The organism is Natronococcus sp. (assembly GCF_047921035.1).
Taxonomy (GTDB): Archaea; Halobacteriota; Halobacteria; order Halobacteriales; family Natrialbaceae; genus Natronococcus.
The window spans coordinates 1-16,661 of sequence record NZ_JBLRWX010000080.1 but is presented as its reverse complement, the minus strand read 5'-3'; the positions used below and the strand labels follow the sequence as shown (position 1 = coordinate 16,661).

Below are 16,661 nucleotides of genomic sequence, written 5' to 3'. Positions count from 1 at the left end.
TGGGTGGGAAGTCTCGCGGACTCGGCGCTGCTCGCTGTCGTCTTCTACGCCATCGCGATCGGCGCGATCCTGCAGGTGCTGGTCGAACTCGCCGAACTCATCCGCTTCGACGCAGAGACGGTCGTGACGCGTCTCAACGCCGTGACGTTCGTCGCCGGTGTCGCGCTCATGTTCGTCCTCGAGGACGTCATCGTGGAGGGGTGGATCCTCCCCGGCTGAGCGCCCCGGGGACAAATCTCGGGGACGGCGGAATGAAAACTGATTACTGCGTCGGGGCGCCACTCCCAATCGAGCGAACTGCCCGGCCCACCCGTCGGGTTTAAGGAAATCAATCACGAAGAATACAGCATGTCATCAATCGAACTCACCCCCAGTCAGAAGAAAATTCTCCGCGCGTTGACGAACCTCCACAAGGAATCCGAGGACGCGATCAAAGGCGAGGATATCGCCGAACAGGTCGACCGCAACCCCGGTACGATCCGCAACCAGATGCAGAGTCTCAAGGCCCTGCAACTGGTCGAAGGCGTACCCGGACCGAAAGGCGGCTACAAACCGACCGCGGCGGCGTTCGAGGCCCTCGAGATCCAGCAGATGGACGATCCCGCCTCCGTCCCCGTCGAACACGAGGGCGAACCCCTCGAGGGCATCATCGTCGAGGAGATCGACCTCTCGAGCGTCCACCACCCCGAACTCTGCCGGGCAGAGATCCACATGCAGGGCACCTCCGACGAGATCCAGGAGGGTGACTCGGTCACCGTCGGCCCGACGCCGCTGTCGAAGCTCGTCATCGAGGGCACGCTCGACGGGCGAGACGACACGAACAACATCCTCATCCTGCGCATCGACGACATGGTCGCGCCGGCCGAGGAGCCGAACCACTAGCTGACTGGGATCGATTCTCTCGATTCTGCGCTCGGTCGTCTCTTTCTCGCTTTCGGAAAACTGAGCCGCGGCGCCGTCAGTTCGCGTCGGTGCGCTCGTTCGCGTCGGCCACGGAGGCCGCCGGCAAGACGTCGACGCTGGCGACGGCGTCGCCCTCCTCGACGTCCATGACGATCACGCCCATCGTGTTCCGGCCGACGGTCGAGACCTCGTCGACCCGCGTCCGGACGATCTGGCCGCGCTCGCTCATCATGACGAGGTGGTCGTCGTCGTCGACGGCCTTGACGGTCGCGACGGGACCGTTCCGATCGTCGGTCTTGATGTCGATCAGGCCCTTCCCGTACCGGGACTGGGTCCGATACTCCGAGAGGGGCGTTCGCTTCCCGTACCCGTTTCGGGTGACGGTCAGCAGCGCGCGCTCGTCGGCCTCGTCGGTCGCGACCAGTCCGGCGACGGCGTCGCCGTCGGTGAGTTTGATCCCGTTGACGCCGCGGGCGTTCCGGCCCATCGCGCGTACTTCGCTCTCGTCGAAGCGGATCGTCATCCCGCCCTCCGTGGCGATCACCAGGTCCGTCGAGCCGTCGGTAACTTCGACGTCGACGAGTTCGTCACCCTCCTCCAGGTCGGCGGCGATGATCCCCGTCGAGCGGATGTTGTCGAACTCCTCGCCGGCGGTCCGCTTGACGTAGCCGTTCCGGGTGACCATCGTCACGTACTCCTCGTCGCCGAAGGCGTCGGTGTCGACGATCGCCGTGATGTCCTCGCCGGGGTCGAGATCGAGGATGTTGACCGCGGACTTCCCGCGGGCGGTGCGGCCCATCTCGGGGATCTCGTAGGTCTTCAGCTGGTAGACCTTCCCCTGATTCGTAAAGCAGAGCAGGTAGTCGTGGGTGTTCGCGCGGAACACCGTCGAGACGCGGTCCTCGTCCTTGACGTCCGCGCCGATGATCCCTTTCCCGCCCCGACCCTGGGGGTCGAAGTCGTCGATCGGCATTCGCTTGACGTAGTCGTCCTCGGTCATCACGACGACGACCTCCTCCTCCGGAATCAGGTCCTCGTGGGTGACCGTTCCCTGATCCTCGACGATCGAGGTCCGGCGCTCGTCGCCGTACTCGTCTTTGATCTCGCGGAGTTCGTCCTTGATGACCTCGAGGAGTTCGGACTCGCTCTCGAGGATCTCGGTCAGCCGTTCGATCTCCGCCGTGACCTCCTCGTGCTCGGCTTCGATCTCGGCGGCCTCCATCGAGGTGAGGCTGCCGAGTTGCATCCGGACGATGTGTGCGGCCTGCTCCTCAGAGAAGCCGAACTCCTCGCGCAGGCCCGCCCTGGCCGCGTCGCGGTCCTCGCTGTTGCGGATCAGGTCGACCACGTCCTCGGCGTTCTCGACGGCCTTCAGCCGACCCTCGAGGATGTGCGCCCGGTCCTCGGCCTCGGCGAGATCGTACTCGCTGCGCCGACGGACGACCTCCCGGCGGTGGTCGACGTACTCCTGCAGGGTTTCCTTGAGCGAAAGGACCTGAGGCTGGCCGTCGACTAAGGCGAGGTTGATGATGCCGAACGTCTTCTCCAGGTGGCTCTCGAGCAGTTTGTTCTTGACGACCTCGACGTTCGCGCCGCGTTTGAGTTCGATGACGATTCGCACCCCGTCGCGGTCGGACTCGTCGCGCAGGTCCGTGATCCCCTCGAGTTCGCCCTCGTTGACGTCCTCGGCGATGCGCTCGACGAGGCGGGCCTTGTTCTCCTGGAAGGGGAGTTCGGTGACGACGATCCGCTCGCGTCCGGACTGCCACTCCTCGACCTCGAACTCGGCGCGGACTCGAACTCGCCCGCGGCCAGTCTTGTACGCCGAGTAGATGGCGTCCCGGCCGACGATGTTCGCGCCGGTCGGGAAGTCGGGACCCTTGACGTAGTCCATCAGATCCTCCACCGTGGCGTCGGGATTGTCGATCAGCTCGATGGTAGCGTCGACGACCTCGTTTAAGTTGTGCGGCGGGATGTTCGTCGACATTCCGACCGCGATCCCCGAGGAGCCGTTGACCAGCAGGTTCGGGAACGCCGCGGGCAGGACGTCGGGCTCCTGGAGGCGGTCGTCGTAGTTCGCCGAGAAGTCGACCGTGTCCTTCTCGATGTCCTCGAGCAGCTCCTCGGAGACGGGAGCCATCCGGGCCTCCGTGTACCGAGGTGCTGCGGCCGGATCGCCGTCCATCGAGCCGAAGTTCCCCTGGCCGTCGACCAGCGGGTAGCGCATCGAGAAGTCCTGGGCCATCCGGACCAGGGTGTCGTAGATCGCGCTGTCGCCGTGGGGGTGGTAGTCACCCATTGTCTCCCCGACGATCGAGGAGGACTTGCGGTGACTGCTGCCCGAGGAGACGCCCATCTCGTGCATCGCGTAGAGGATACGCCGGTGAACCGGCTTGAGGCCGTCCCGGACGTCGGGCAGGGCCCGGCCCGCGATGACGCTCATCGCGTAGTCGATGTAGCTCTGCTCCATCTCGTCCTCGATCCGGACGGACTCGATCGATGCCGCCTCGATATCGGTGGGATCGGGTACTTCCGAACTCATGCGTGGGTACTCACTGCGTCTCGGTCTCGTCTTCGTGTAGTCTCGTGCATTCGCTCACCTAGATGTCGATCCACTCGGCTTCGGGCGCGTGGTCCTTGATGAACTGCTTGCGGGGTTCGACGGCGTCGCCCATCAGCACGGAGAACATCTTGTCCGCCGCGGCCGCGTCCTCGACCGTGATCTGTTTGAGGATGCGGTTCTCGGGGTTCATCGTCGTCTCCCAGAGCTGTTCGGGGTTCATCTCGCCCAGCCCTTTGAACCGCTGGACCTGGGTCGGGTTGCCGTCGCAGACCTCCTCGACGATCTCGTCGCGCTCGGCGTCGGTCATCGCGTCGTAGGTCTCGCCACGATACCGGATGCGGTACAGCGGCGGCTGGGTCGCGTAGACGTAGCCGCCCTCGAGCAGCGGCCGCATGTGCCGGTAGAAAAAGGTCAGCATGAGGGTGCGGATGTGCGCCCCGTCGACGTCGGCGTCGGTCGCCATGATGATCTTTTTGTACCGGACGTCGTCGATGTCGAACTCGTCGCCGATCCCCGCGCCGATGGCGGTGATCATGCTGCGGATCTCGTCGTTCTCGAGGATGCGGTCCAGGCGGTGTTTCTCGACGTTAAGAATCTTCCCCTTGATCGGGAGGACGGCCTGGAACTCGGGGTTGCGGGCCTGTTTGGCGCTGCCGCCCGCGGAGTCACCCTCCGCGATGAACAGTTCGGCCTCCTCGGGGTCTTTGGTCTGACAGTCCGCGAGCTTGCCGGGCAGGGAGGTCGACTCGAGAGCGGACTTCCGGCGCGTGAGCTCCTCGGCCTTCTGGGCGGCCTTGCGGGCCTTCGCGGCCTCGACGGCCTTGAGAACGATCGCCTCGGCCGTGTCGGGATGTTCCTCGAAGTAGGTGCCCAGCCGCTCGTGCATCGCACCCTCGACGATCCCCCGGACCTCGCTGTTGCCGAGTTTCGTCTTCGTCTGGCCCTCGAACTGCGGGTCGGGGTGTTTGATCGAGATCACCGCGGTCAGTCCCTCGCGGATGTCCTCGCCCTTGAGGTTGCCGTCGATGTCGCCGAGCAGGTCGTTCTCGTTGCCGTAGTCGTTGACGACCCGGGTCAGCGCGGTCTTGAACCCGGTGAGGTGGGTCCCGCCCTCGCGGGTGTTGATGTTGTTCGCGAAGGCGTGGATCGAGCCCTGCAGGTCCTCGGTCGCCTGCATCGCGACCTCGACCTGGATGTTCTGTTCCTCGTCCTCGAAGTAGATGACATCCTCGTGCATCACCGAGCGCGTCTCGTTCAGATACTCGACGAACTCGCGGATGCCGCCCTCGTACTCGTAGGTCTCCTCGACGGTCGCGCCGTCCTCGGTCTCCTGGCGCTCGTCGCGGAGGGTGATCCGAACGCCGGAGTTGAGGAATGCCAGCTCTCGGAGTCGGTTCGACAGCGTCGAGAACGAAAAGTCCCCGGTCTCGAAGACGCCCGTGTCGGGCCAGAACGTGATTTCCGTCCCGGTCTCCTCGTCGTCGTCCATGTCGCGAACGCGCTCCATGTCGCCGACGGGTTCGCCCGCCTCGAACGCGTGGCGAAAGACCGCGCCGTCGCGTTTGACTTCGGCCTCGAGCCGCTCCGAGAGGGCGTTGACGACGCTGACGCCGACGCCGTGGAGCCCGCCCGACACCTGGTAGGACTTGTTGTCGAACTTCCCGCCGGCGTGGAGGACCGTCAGGATGACCTCGAGTGCGGGGCGCTCGTACTCGTCGTGGGTGTCGACGGGGATCCCGCGGCCGTCGTCGGAGACGGTCACCGAGTCGTCGGCGTTGATGGTGACGGTGATGTCGTCGCAGTGACCGGCGAGGGCCTCGTCGATCGAGTTGTCCACCACCTCGTAGACGAGGTGGTGAAGCCCCCGCGCGTCGGTAGAGCCGATATACATCGCTGGTCGCTTTCGCACAGCCTCCAGGCCCTCGAGGACCTGAATCTGTCCGGCGCCGTACTCGCTTTCCTGGGACATGAGAAACCTGTTTTCGGGTAGCGCCCGGTTGGGTATAAAACTTCGCGTACGCGCGCGAGCGCGACGACCCATGGTGTCCCGGGTCGCGAGCGAAAAAGCGTTCGGGAGGGTGAGGAACGGTTGTGCCCCTCTAATATATTTTTAAACATACGCCATCTCAGGCTGTCTTCTCAAACGAATCGTTCCCGACCGTTCGGATACAGTGATTCGGAATCCGACCCACGGCGAGCGGTTATCGGAGAGTCGGCATCGTGCGACCGACTCTCCGGCGCAATTCGGGTGAGATTTGATCCATGGGCCAAACCAGTTCTGTCGTCGACGTGCCGTTCGAGCGGGCGAAGGAAACGGTTCACCAGTACGGGCTCGGCCTCCTGTTCGCGGCGAACATCTTCGGCGCCGGCTCCGTCTACATCCTGACCGAGGCGGGGATCCTGTTCGGGTACGGTCTTCTGTGGGTGTTACCCCTCGGGCTCGGCGTCGGCCTCGCGATGCACGAGATGTCCGCGCGCCTGGCCGCCGAGGACCGACCCCTGATGGAGTACATCAGGGACGTGATCGGCCAGCGGGCGGCGAAACCGTTCGCGTTCGGTATCTCGTTTATCATGCAGTTCTGGAGCGTCGCCAACTACGCGCTCGCGGGAGCGGCGATCGTCTACCTCACGCCGCTGTCGAACCTGTACGTAGCGATCATCGTCTCGGCGGCGTTGGGAATCGCACTGGTCGAACTCCGGGTCTACAGCCGGATCGAAGGGGTGATCGCGGCGCTCGTGTTCGCGATCTTCGCCTCCTATCTCGTCATCGTGGCGAACCTCCAGCCGCCGGCGACGGGTATCGCTAGCGGGTTCGTCCCCGGGATCGTCGGGGACATCGAGTACATGACGATGATCATCGCCCTGCTCGGGACGACCGTCTACTATCCGAACTTCTTCATCCAGACGAGTATGCAACACGAGAAGAACTGGGACGTCTCGCGCTACCGGCGCGATCACACCGTTGGACTGGCCGCAGTCATCGCGCTGAGCGCAACCGTGATCGTCGCGGCGGCGATCTCGATGCCCGACGCCGACCTGGCGTTTACCACGCCCGCCGAACCCCTGATCGAAATGATCGGCCAGTGGGTCCTCGGGCTCTTCATCCTCGCGGTCGGCGCCGCCTCCTTCAGCAGCGCCACGGGGACGCTGTTCGCCGCCGGGTTCATGGTACCCCAGTCGTCCGGAATCTCGACTCAGTTCGGCGATCTGCACTTCCGGCGCACCGTCCACTTCCTGATCGGACTCTCGGTCGCGCTGGCGATTCCGATCCTCGCCTTCACCGACTTCACGCCGGTCGACCTGGCGCTGTTGATGCCCGCGGTCAACGGCGTCGTCGGACTTCCGCTGACCGCGCTCGCGCTGTTCGCGGCCGTCCGCCGGTACTTCGAGCCGTCGCGGCTCGAGCAGGCGGTCTTCCTGACGGCCGTCGTCTTGTTGTTCCTCACGTCGCTCGTGACGGGTGAGGACCTCGCTCGCTCCGTCCTCGAGTTGCTGTAGCGGGGGAGGACGTTCGGCCGAGACTCCCGCACGCCTCGCCGCTTCTCCGGTCGTCCCGCGCCCCGTCCCGACGGCATCGACGCCGGCGGTGCAATCGGAAGAATCAGGTCCCGCGAGTTAATCGACCCGACAACGCCCCAGATGCTCGAGTTACCTTTCGGTCTCGCGCTCGCCTTGCTACTCGTCTGTATCGCCTTCTTCTCCGGGATCGGCATCACCACCATCGGACCCGGAGGGATCTTCGTGACGATCGCGCTCTACTCGCTGACACCGCTGCCCTCGAGCCAGGTCGCCGGCACCGCCCACGCGACCTTCATCGTCACCGGGCTCGTCGGCAGCGTCGCCTACCTCTACTCCGGCGAGATGAAAACCGGCGAGAGCCGGGCGATCGCGATCGTGCTCAGCCTCTCGAGCGTCCTCGGTGCCCTGCTGGGCTCCCAGATCAACCCCCTCGTCTCGCGGTCGCTGTTCGGGATCCTGCTCGGCGGCGTCGCGATGACCGTCGGCGGAGTCATCCTCTACCGCGAGCGCCGGGGGTTCACGCCGATCATCGACGTCGATCCGCTGACCCGAGAGGGACAGGTTGCACTCGGCGGACTGGGGCTCGTCCTCGGGGTCGCCAGCGGCCTGCTGGGGATCGGCGGCCCCGTCCTCGCGGTGCCGGCGCTCGTGCTGGTGGGGGTCCCGATGCTGCTGGCCGTCGCGGTCGCGCAGGTTCAGTCGATCTTCATCGCGGTGTTCGCGACCGCCGGCTACGCCGTCCAGGGCGACGTCCTCCTCCCGCTGGCGGTCGTCGTCGGCACGCCGCTGTTGCTCGGGGTCGTCGTCGGTTGGAAGGTCGCCCACGTCGTCGATCCCGCGCGGCTGAAGGTTGCCCTGGGCGTCGTCCTGCTCGGCGTCGGCCCGTACCTCGCGCTGTGACCGCTCGAGCCCGGGGGGTTCGGGTCGGTGATCGCTCCTGCAACCCCTCGATCAGGTAGCAGACTCAAGAGCGCCCCGGGCTAGTCTCCCGATACCATGCCACCCCGGATCCTCGTTCCGTTCGACGGCTCCGACCCCGCACGAGAAGCCCTCGAGTACGCGATCGAGCTGTTTCCGGACGGCGAGTTCCTCGCGCTGACCGTCGTCGACACCGACTCGCGGCCGGCGATCCCGAACGCGGCCGACGAGTCCGACGAGGAACTCCAGGAGATCCTGGACGAGGCCGACGAGCAACTGCACGGTGCGGAGCGGATCGCGAGCGAGCACGGCGTCCCCCTCGAGAAGCGGAGTCGCATCGGCCAGCCGGCCCAGGAGATCATCGACTGCGCCGAGGAGGGCGCGTTCGACCACGTCGTGATGGGGAGTCGCGGCCGGTCGGGCGTGACGCGACTCCTGTTGGGCAGCGTCGCGGAGGTCGTCGTCAGACACTCGTCGGTTCCGGTGACCATCGTTCCGTGATCGAGAGCACGCGCCGGTCGGTCCGACGGTGGCCATTGCCGGCCCAACCGACTTCCACCTCGCTCCGAAATCACCGGCAGAATGCTTCCGTACGTCGTGTTGGGCGTCGCGATACTCGTGGCAGCGGTCGGTCTCGAGCGCCTCTCGTATCGGGCCCTCGAGCGAAACCCCTCCGTCGCGACCGAGGAGTTCCCCGGGATCGGTCGGGAGCTGCTGGGCAAGTTCAGCAGCTTCGACGCCGAACTCGGCTGGGTCCCCCAGCCCAACCGGGAGAAACAGAAGGATACCGGCGACCACCTCCCCGGCGAGGAGGTCCGCAGCGTCGTCACCTACTCGACCGACGAGTACGGCAGCCGGGTCTGTCGGGCGAAAGACCGGGACGAGGACGCCGACGTGACGGTGTCGACCTACGGCGACTCCTACTGCTTCTGTCGGGAGGTCGACGACGACGAGACGTTCCAGCACTACCTCGCGGAGGAACTGGACACTCACGTTGCCAACTACGGCGGCGGGAACTACGGACTCGACCAGGCGCTGATGCGGATGAAACGCCAGTACCCCGAGGAGGAGACCGACTACGTCTTCGTGGTCGTCACCGCCTCCTCGATCGCCCGCATCCTCTCGGTGTGGAAACACTACCAGGAGTTCGGTAACATCCTGGCGGCCAAACCCCGGTACACCCTCGAGGACGGCGCCCTGAAACGCATCGACAGCCCGATCGAGGAGAAGGAGGATCTGCTCGATCTGGAGTCGAAGGCCGACTTCCTGCGGGAACACGACTTCCACTACGACCACTGGTTCAAACCGCACCACGCCTCGCGGCCCTACACCGCGGACCTGCTCGACGACTCGGAGAACGTCCGCCACGCCCTCTGCGAGGCCGGGATCGAACTCGAGAAACGAACCGGGCGAGCGGTTCCGGGGATCGACTTCGACGACGCCAAGACCCGCACCGAACTGCGGATGGAACGGCCCCGGGTTCGGTACCACGAGCGGCTGTTCGACACCCACGAGGACCTGTTCGACGCGCTGATCGAGGAGTTCGTCGACTACGCAGACGAACAGGAGTTCACGCCCGTATTCGTGATGGTCCAGCAGCTCCGGTACGCGAAGTACGAGGCCGAACACGGCCCGATCTACGGCGACCTGATGGAGCGACTCGACACCGAGTACGACGACCTCGAGACGGTCGACATGGCGACCCACCTCTCGAGCGGCGGCGACGTCGAGTCGCTGTACGTCGAGCGCGGCGAGGGCGGCCACTACAGCCCCCAGACCAACCGGAAGATCGCGCAGGTGCTGGCCGACGTCGTCGAGGAGCGAGACCGCGAGAACTGATACGGAACGCTGTAACGATTATCTTCGAGCACGATCGACAGCTCGTCGGCTCGAAGCTTCCGGCGAACTCGAGGTCCGGAAGGCGTTCCGCTGTTGCCTGGCCCCAGGTTCGTCCCCGGAGATTCCGGTTCGATCTCGCCGATAGGAGGGGCCGCCGCCGTGGGACGCTGCAGTACACGGCGGGCCGTTCACGGAACTCGAGCCCGTAGCTCCCGAAAATGCAACCGCTGTACCTCGCCGTCGGACTCGTCGTGCTGATCGCGGTCATCGTCGACATCATCTGGACGACGCTGTGGGTCGACGGCGGGTCGGGTCCGCTCTCGGGTCGGCTGACGACGGCCGTCTGGCGCGGCCTTCGGCGACTGACTGGCGATCACTCGAAGGCGCTCAGTATCGCCGGCCCGTTGATTCTCACACTGACGCTCGGGATGTGGATCGCGCTGTTGTGGATCGGTTGGACGCTTCTCTTCGCCGGCGGCGACACCGCCCTCGTCAGCCCCCAGACCGGGGAGCCGGCTGACTGGACGGGACACCTCTACTACGTCGCCTACACCATGTTCACGAACGGTAACGGTGACTACTCGCCGACCTCGGGCACCTGGGAGATCGCGAGTTCCTTCACGACGGCGACGGGGATGGCCTTCGTCACGCTGGGCGTCTCCTACATCCTGACCGTCCTCGGCGCGGTCTCGGAGAAGCGGGCGTTCGCCAACAGCGTCACCGGGCTCGGCGAGCGCAGCGAGGAGTTCGTCCGCGCGGGCTGGAGCGGCGAGGGATTCGACGGGCTGGACCTGCCCGTCGAGTCGCTGGCCTCGGACCTCTCGGAGCTCGCGGACAAACACAAGGCGTACCCGATCCTGCACTACTACCACAGCGAGAAGGGCGAACGGGCCTCGGCGATGGCCGTCCCGATCTTCGACGAGGCCATGACGCTGTTTCGCTACGGCGTCGACGGCGACGCCCAGCTCGACCCCGCCCTGGTCGAGAACGCCCGCTCGAGCACGGACAGCTACCTCGACACGCTCGAGACCGCCTTCATCGAACCGGCCGACGAGGTCCCCCCGCAGCCGGAACTCGAGCGACTTCGCGAGGACGAGATCCCGACGGCCGACGACGAGGCCTTCGAAGACGCCGTCGCGGAGCTGACCGAGCGCAGACGGAACCTGCTCGGGGTCGTCCAGGCCGACGCGTGGCACTGGCCGCCGATCGGAAACGGCGACTCGGTACCCCGTCCCGACGACGCCGCGGAGGAGAGCGACTCGCGGTAGTTCACTTTCACCGCGGTAGCGTACGCCTTTTACCCTCGCCGTTAGTACAGGGAGATGATGACGTCGTTCCAGTCGACGCTCGGCGAGGAACCGGGGATCGCCGAGGAGCTGGCCGAGAGCCAGCAAGCGATCTCCATCGCCGAGTTCTTCGAGAAGAACAAGCACATGCTCGGCTTCGACAGCGGCGCTCGAGGCCTCGTCACGGCCGTCAAGGAAGCCGTCGACAACGCCCTGGACGCCGCCGAGGAGGCCGGTATTCTGCCGGATATCTACGTCGAGATCCAGGAGTCGGGTGACTACTACAAGCTGATCGTCGAGGACAACGGCCCCGGGCTGACGAAGGAATCGCTCCCGAAGGTCTTCGGGAAGCTGCTCTACGGCTCTCGCTTTCACGCCCGCGAACAGTCCCGCGGGCAGCAGGGGATCGGTATCTCCGCGGCGGTGCTGTACTCCCAGCTGACCAGCGGGAAACCCGCGAAGATCACCAGCCGAACCCAGGGCTCGAGCGAGGCCGAGTACTTCGAGCTCATCGTCGACACCGACGAGAACGAGCCCGAGATCAGCGTCGAGGAGACGACCTCGTGGGACCGCCCGCACGGCACCCGCATCGAACTCGAGATGGAGGGGAACATGCGCGCCCGCCAGCAGCTCCACGACTACATCAAGCACACGGCGGTCGTCAACCCCCACGCCAGACTCGAGCTCCAGGAGCCAAACGCCCACTTCAAGTTCGAGCGAGCGACCGACCAGCTCCCCGAGGAGACCGAGGAGATCCGGCCCCACCCACACGGGGTCGAGCTCGGCACCGTAATCAAGATGCTCTCGGCGACGGACTCCCAGACGGTCTCGGGCTTCCTCCAGGAGGAGTTTACCCGCGTCGGGAAGAAGACCGCCGACTCGGTGATCGACGCGTTCCGGGACCGCCACTACGGCCGCGAGATGCGCTGGAGTTCCCCCGACGACACCGAGGACGTCGATATCGGGGCGGCGGTCTCCGAGGCGACCGCGAACAAGGGCGCCGAGGCGACGGCCGCCTTCGCCGACGCCATCGCCGACGCCGTCGCGGAGCGCGAACGGATCGCCCACCACGAACTGCTCGACCTCGTCGCCGAGGCGGCCGAGACGGTCGAGAACGAACACGGTACCGCCTTCGGCGAGACGGTCCAGGAGAACGCCGCCGGCGCGGTCTGGAACGCGCTGATCGACGCCCCCGAGGAGACCGCCGACCCCGACGAGAGCGCAGTCGAGGAGTCCCGCCTCGTGACCGACTGTTACGAGCTCGCCGACGGGGCGACGAGCACCCGGAAGGACGACGCGGTGATCCACGGCTTCGCGAGCCGGCTCGCGGCGAAGTTCGAGGACGAGGACGACGATCGCCACCGCCTCACGCGCGCGCGGCTTCGCGAGCACGTCGACCGCGCTGCCGACCTCACCGAGGAGTACGACGAGGTGTCCTTCGGCGACACCGCTCGAGAGAACGTGACCGAGGCGGTCTGGGGCGTGATGGTGACCGTCCCCGACGACCCGCCGCTGGTCCGGGAGCTCTCGGGCGATCGGGACGCGACGAGCGACCTCGTCGACGCGATGCGTGCGACCGACATCATGGCGCCGCCGACGCGGTGTCTCTCGCCGATCACCGACGAGCTGATCGAGGCCGGCCTCGAAAAGGAGTTCGACGCCGACTTTTACGCTGCAGCGACGCGCGACGCCGAGGTCCACTCCGGCGATCCGTTCGTCGTCGAGGCCGGGATCGCCTACGGCGGCGAGATTCCAGCGGAGGGCAGCGCCGACGTCCTCCGCTTTGCCAACCGCGTCCCGCTGGTCTACCAGCGCGGGGCGTGTGCGACCACCGACGTCGTCAAGTCGATCGGCTGGCGCAACTACGGACTCGACCAGCCCGGCGGCTCCGGGCTCCCGAACGGCCCCGCCGTCATTATGGTCCACGTCGCCTCGACGAACGTGCCCTTTACGAGCGAGTCGAAAGACGCCGTCGCGAACGTGCCGGCGATCGAGGACGAGATCGAACTCGCGATCCGCGAGGCCGCCCGCGAGCTGAAGAGCTTCCTCAGCAAGCGCCGCTCGATGGAGAAACGCCGGAAGAAACAGAACGTCCTCGGCAAGATCCTTCCGGAGATGGCCGAGAAGGTCGCCGAGGTCACGGACCGCGAGGAACCCGACATCGACGACGCGATCGCCCGCATCATGAACAACGTGCTCGTCGAGCGCCACATCGAGACGAACGGTGACGGCCAGGCCGTCTCCGTCGTCGTCGAGAACCACTCGAGCACGAACGAGTCCCTCGAGATCACCGACATCGTCTCTGCCGAACCACGCAACCTCTCGGACGGCGCGACCGCCGTCGAGATGGACGGCGAGTGGTTCGTCAAGTGGGAACCCGACGTATCGAGCGAGGACGAGGCCGTCCTCGAGTACGAGATCGCCGACGACGCCGCGTTCGACCTCGACGTGAAAGGCGTCGAAGGCGCGAAACTCACCGTCACAGACCAATGAGCGCAGAAAACGACCAGCAGGCCCGAGAACAGCTGCTCGATCTCGCCGCGCAGTTCTACGATCAGTTCGAACTGGGCGAGATCCCCCACATGTCCGTTCCGACGCGGACGAAGAGCAACATCGAGTACGACGAACAGAAGGACGTCTGGGTGTACGGCGACCGCGAGTCGACCCGCTCGGCGAACTCCGTGCGCGGCGCCCGCAAACTGCTCAAAGCCGTCTACACGATCGAGTTCCTCGCGAATCAACTCGAGGAGGATCGCTCCTCGACGCTGCGTGAACTCTACTACCTCTCGGAGAGCTGGGACAACAAGGAAGCCCAGTTCAACGATCAGGACGAGTCCAACGGCCTGATCGAGGACCTGGAGATCGTCTCGGGGGTCACCCGCGAGGACTTCCACATGCGCCCCGAGGAGTCCGGAGCGACGATCATGGGACCGCTACACCTCCGCGAGCAGACCCGTCGCGGCGAGCGCGAGATCCACTGCCAGGAAGACGTCGGGGAGGGCGGCTACCAGATTCCGAACAATCCGGACACGATCGAGTTCCTCGACACCGACGCCGACTTCATTCTGGCCGTCGAGACTGGTGGGATGCGCGACCGACTCGTCGAGAACGGGTTCGACGAGGAGTACAACGCCCTGATCGTCCACCTCAAGGGTCAGCCCGCGCGAGCGACCCGTCGCATCACGAAGCGGCTCCACGACGAACTCGACCTCCCCGTCACGGTCTTCGCCGACGGTGACCCGTGGTCCTACCGGATCTACGGCTCGGTCGCCTACGGCTCGATCAAGTCCGCTCACCTCTCCGAGTACCTCGCGACCCCCGAGGCCCAGTACATCGGGATCCAGCCCGCCGACATCGTCGAGTACGATCTCCCCACGGACCCGCTCTCGGACTCGGACGTCAACGCCTTAGAGAGCGAACTCGAGGACCCCCGCTTCCAGACCGACTACTGGGAGGAACAGATCGAGCTTCAACTCGAGATCGGGAAGAAGTCCGAACAGCAGTCCCTGGCCGCGCGTGGGCTGGACTTCGTGACGGAGACGTATCTCCCCGAGCGTCTCAGCGAGATGGACGTCATCTAGACGGCCATCGAGCCGAGGCTGGGGGAGATGTGACCGAGCGTCTCAGCGAGATGGACGTCCGGGTTCACGGGTTCAGCGCCGAAGCTCCGGTTCTCGCTCCGTCGCGCTCGAGTCCTCGATCGGGATCGTAATCTCCTCGATCCTCGAGCCGTCGGCTTCCGCGTTCGCACACCGCCTGCAGTAGGCGTTTCGCCCCTCCGACAGCGTCACCGGCACGCCGAGCACGTAAAACCCCTTCCGATAGATGCGCTCGAGCCCGCGACCGACCGGGTCGGCACAGGCCGCACACGGGCGGTCGTAGTCGGTGATCGACCGCTCGTCGACCGTTCTGCCCGAACCGTTCGTCGACGGGGAGCGTCGAAGCCCGAACCGGCGTCGAACGCCCGGGAACAGCCCCAGTCCGACGGTCGCGAGTCCGATCGCGGCCGCGACCAGAACTGGTGCGATCGTCGAACCCGCGAGGAAGACGACCGAGCCGACGAGCGCGAGCGCGGCGGCGAGACAGCCGGCCCCGGCGACCCGGCCTGCGGTCGCCCAGCGCGAGTCGGTTTCGGTCTCGTCGCTGGCCTGCTCGGCTCGAAGCACCATCCGTTCGGCGTCGCCGATGTACCGGTAGGCGCCGTAGAGAGCGTTGCCCAGGCCCATCGTCCACCAGACGGTCAGCGCCGCGACGACGAGATGGACGTCGACGCTTCCGAAGGACCGTCGAACCATGACGACGTGGTCGCCGAAATCATGCTCGAGCTCCCAGCCGTCTCTCATCGCGGCCGCGACGCGTCGCTCGAGGGCGGGGCGAGCGTTCCGATCCGAGGATCCGTCCTCGCTGGTGGGGCGACCGCAGTCGGGACAGAAGTTCATCGACGCCTCGAGTGCCGTCCCGCAGTGGGCGCAGTACAACCCGCCGGTCGCGATCCGACTCCCTCCTCGCCGACGATCGCCGCTCATACTCGAGGGGAAGGCGAGGACGACACTAACTCTTTGGAGCTATCAGCCGACGGAAACGCCTCGAGCCCCGCTCGTCGAAGATCCCGACGCCGCGGTCGGCTCGTACCGACCGCCGTACGTCGTTTCCGGCGCGACCGCGATCCGTTCAGCTGTGGTCGCCCGCCGACTCCGGAATCGCCTCGATCCAGCTCGGGACGCGACCGAGGTGTTCTTCCATCTCCGCCGCTGCTTCGTTGGATACCATGGTGTGACGCCTCCGAGAGCGGGTACGCCGGGACGGCATAGATAGCTACCTCGTGCGCGTCTCTCACCGGCTGCACCGCCTGCAGCCGGTGATTGCGATGCACTCGCCGGGTCGGTACCGGGTCGACGGCCGACTGCCGCCGTCTTACTACTCGTCCAGAACGACCGGAACCTGCCGCCTCGCGACGTCGACGACGAACGCCTCGGGATCCGTCTCGAGCGCTTCGAACGTGTTGTAGTGAATCGGGAGGACGAGCCCCGGTCGCATCCGACCGGCGAGTTCGGCCGCGTCGCGGCGATCCATCGTAAACGAGCCGCCGATCGGGGGTAGGAAGACGTCGACGGCCAGCTCCTCGTGGACCGGGAGGACGTCGGTGTCGCCGGGCCAGAAGGCGGTGACGCCGTCGATCGTCACGCCGAAGCCACAGCCCTCGCCCTCGCGGTGGTAGGGCTCGCCCTCGTCGTCGGTGTAGGGTCCGCCGGGCTCGTTGTACGCCTGGGTCGTATAGAGGTCGAGCGGCCCGAGCACGAACGACTCGTCGCCCCGCACCCGTTCGACCTCGTAGGGGAGTTCCTCGGGTCGTTCGTCGACGCGGTCGATCTCGTCGGCGTCGATGGCTTCGTGGACGACGACGATGGCGTCGTCGCGGGCCACCCGTCGAATCCCCTCGGGATCGTAGTGGTCGTCGTGGCTCACCAGGATCAGGTCGCCGTCGCGGGCGTCGTAGTCCTCGAGCACCCCGTACCGGCCGGGATCGATGTAGACCACGGTGCCCAGCTCGCCCTCGAGCCTGACGGTCGCGTAGCCGAGCCAGTCGATGTCGACCGCACCGTATCGAACAGTCATGGACGAGAATTGGCGAG

Annotated in this window: 12 protein-coding genes and 1 pseudogene; 9 read left to right on the top strand and 4 right to left on the bottom strand. The window is 66.0% G+C overall.

Annotated elements, in window-relative coordinates:
* Together ACNA7R_RS14940 and ACNA7R_RS14935 are read left to right on the top strand one after the other, a co-directional pair.
* Window positions 1-219, top strand: a pseudogene (locus tag ACNA7R_RS14940) (metal cation transporter); the annotation flags it as partial.
* A 129-nt stretch (window positions 220-348) separates the two neighbouring features.
* Complete coding sequence (locus tag ACNA7R_RS14935; protein ID WP_416284347.1) at window positions 349-882, top strand: Rrf2 family transcriptional regulator; 534 nt, start codon at window positions 349-351, stop codon at window positions 880-882.
* A gap of 76 nt (window positions 883-958) precedes the next feature.
* Here the strand turns inward: ACNA7R_RS14935 and gyrA are convergent, their stop codons facing one another.
* Window positions 959-3,445 carry a DNA gyrase subunit A gene (gene gyrA / locus ACNA7R_RS14930; protein WP_416284346.1) on the bottom strand — a complete coding sequence of 829 codons (2,487 nt, stop codon included), beginning with the start codon at window positions 3,443-3,445 and terminating at the stop codon, window positions 959-961.
* 58 nt (window positions 3,446-3,503) lie between these two features.
* Complete coding sequence (gyrB, locus tag ACNA7R_RS14925; RefSeq protein ID WP_416284345.1) at window positions 3,504-5,435, bottom strand: DNA topoisomerase (ATP-hydrolyzing) subunit B; 1,932 nt, start codon at window positions 5,433-5,435, stop codon at window positions 3,504-3,506.
* 293 nt (window positions 5,436-5,728) lie between these two features.
* Here gyrB and ACNA7R_RS14920 point away from each other — a divergent pair, with 293 nt between their 5' ends.
* The 7 genes from ACNA7R_RS14920 to ACNA7R_RS14890 all read left to right on the top strand — a co-directional run bounded on the left by ACNA7R_RS14920 (window position 5,729) and on the right by ACNA7R_RS14890 (window position 14,609).
* The gene (locus tag ACNA7R_RS14920) at window positions 5,729-6,964 is read left to right on the top strand and encodes an NRAMP family divalent metal transporter (protein ID WP_416284344.1); all 1,236 of its coding nucleotides are present in this window, start codon (window positions 5,729-5,731) and stop codon (window positions 6,962-6,964) included.
* A gap of 141 nt (window positions 6,965-7,105) precedes the next feature.
* Window positions 7,106-7,885: a sulfite exporter TauE/SafE family protein gene (locus ACNA7R_RS14915; RefSeq protein WP_416284343.1), complete on the top strand. Its 780-nt coding sequence runs from the start codon at window positions 7,106-7,108 to the stop codon at window positions 7,883-7,885.
* A gap of 96 nt (window positions 7,886-7,981) precedes the next feature.
* A complete protein-coding gene (locus ACNA7R_RS14910) occupies window positions 7,982-8,404 on the top strand; it encodes a universal stress protein (RefSeq protein ID WP_416284342.1) in 423 nt (140 codons plus the stop codon).
* Between the two features lie 81 nt (window positions 8,405-8,485).
* Entirely contained in the window at window positions 8,486-9,742 is a 1,257-nt protein-coding gene (locus tag ACNA7R_RS14905) for a hypothetical protein (RefSeq protein ID WP_416284341.1), read from the top strand.
* 218 nt (window positions 9,743-9,960) lie between these two features.
* Window positions 9,961-11,010, top strand: coding sequence for an ion channel (locus tag ACNA7R_RS14900; protein WP_416284340.1), 1,050 nt, complete (start codon window positions 9,961-9,963; stop codon window positions 11,008-11,010).
* Between the two features lie 57 nt (window positions 11,011-11,067).
* A complete protein-coding gene (locus ACNA7R_RS14895) occupies window positions 11,068-13,521 on the top strand; it encodes a DNA topoisomerase VI subunit B (protein WP_416284339.1) in 2,454 nt (817 codons plus the stop codon).
* Window positions 13,518-14,609, top strand: a complete 1,092-nt coding sequence (locus ACNA7R_RS14890; RefSeq protein ID WP_416284338.1) for a DNA topoisomerase IV subunit A — start codon at window positions 13,518-13,520, stop codon at window positions 14,607-14,609. The genes ACNA7R_RS14895 and ACNA7R_RS14890 overlap by 4 nt, the downstream gene beginning before the upstream one ends.
* 72 nt (window positions 14,610-14,681) lie before the next feature.
* Here the strand turns inward: ACNA7R_RS14890 and ACNA7R_RS14885 are convergent, their stop codons facing one another.
* Window positions 14,682-15,554 (bottom strand): zinc-ribbon domain-containing protein, encoded by an 873-nt coding sequence (locus ACNA7R_RS14885; RefSeq protein ID WP_416284337.1) that lies wholly within the window; start codon window positions 15,552-15,554, stop codon window positions 14,682-14,684.
* Between the two features lie 391 nt (window positions 15,555-15,945).
* The gene (locus ACNA7R_RS14880; protein ID WP_416284336.1) at window positions 15,946-16,644 is read right to left on the bottom strand and encodes an MBL fold metallo-hydrolase; all 699 of its coding nucleotides are present in this window, start codon (window positions 16,642-16,644) and stop codon (window positions 15,946-15,948) included.
* Window positions 16,645-16,661: the final 17 nt, after the last annotated feature.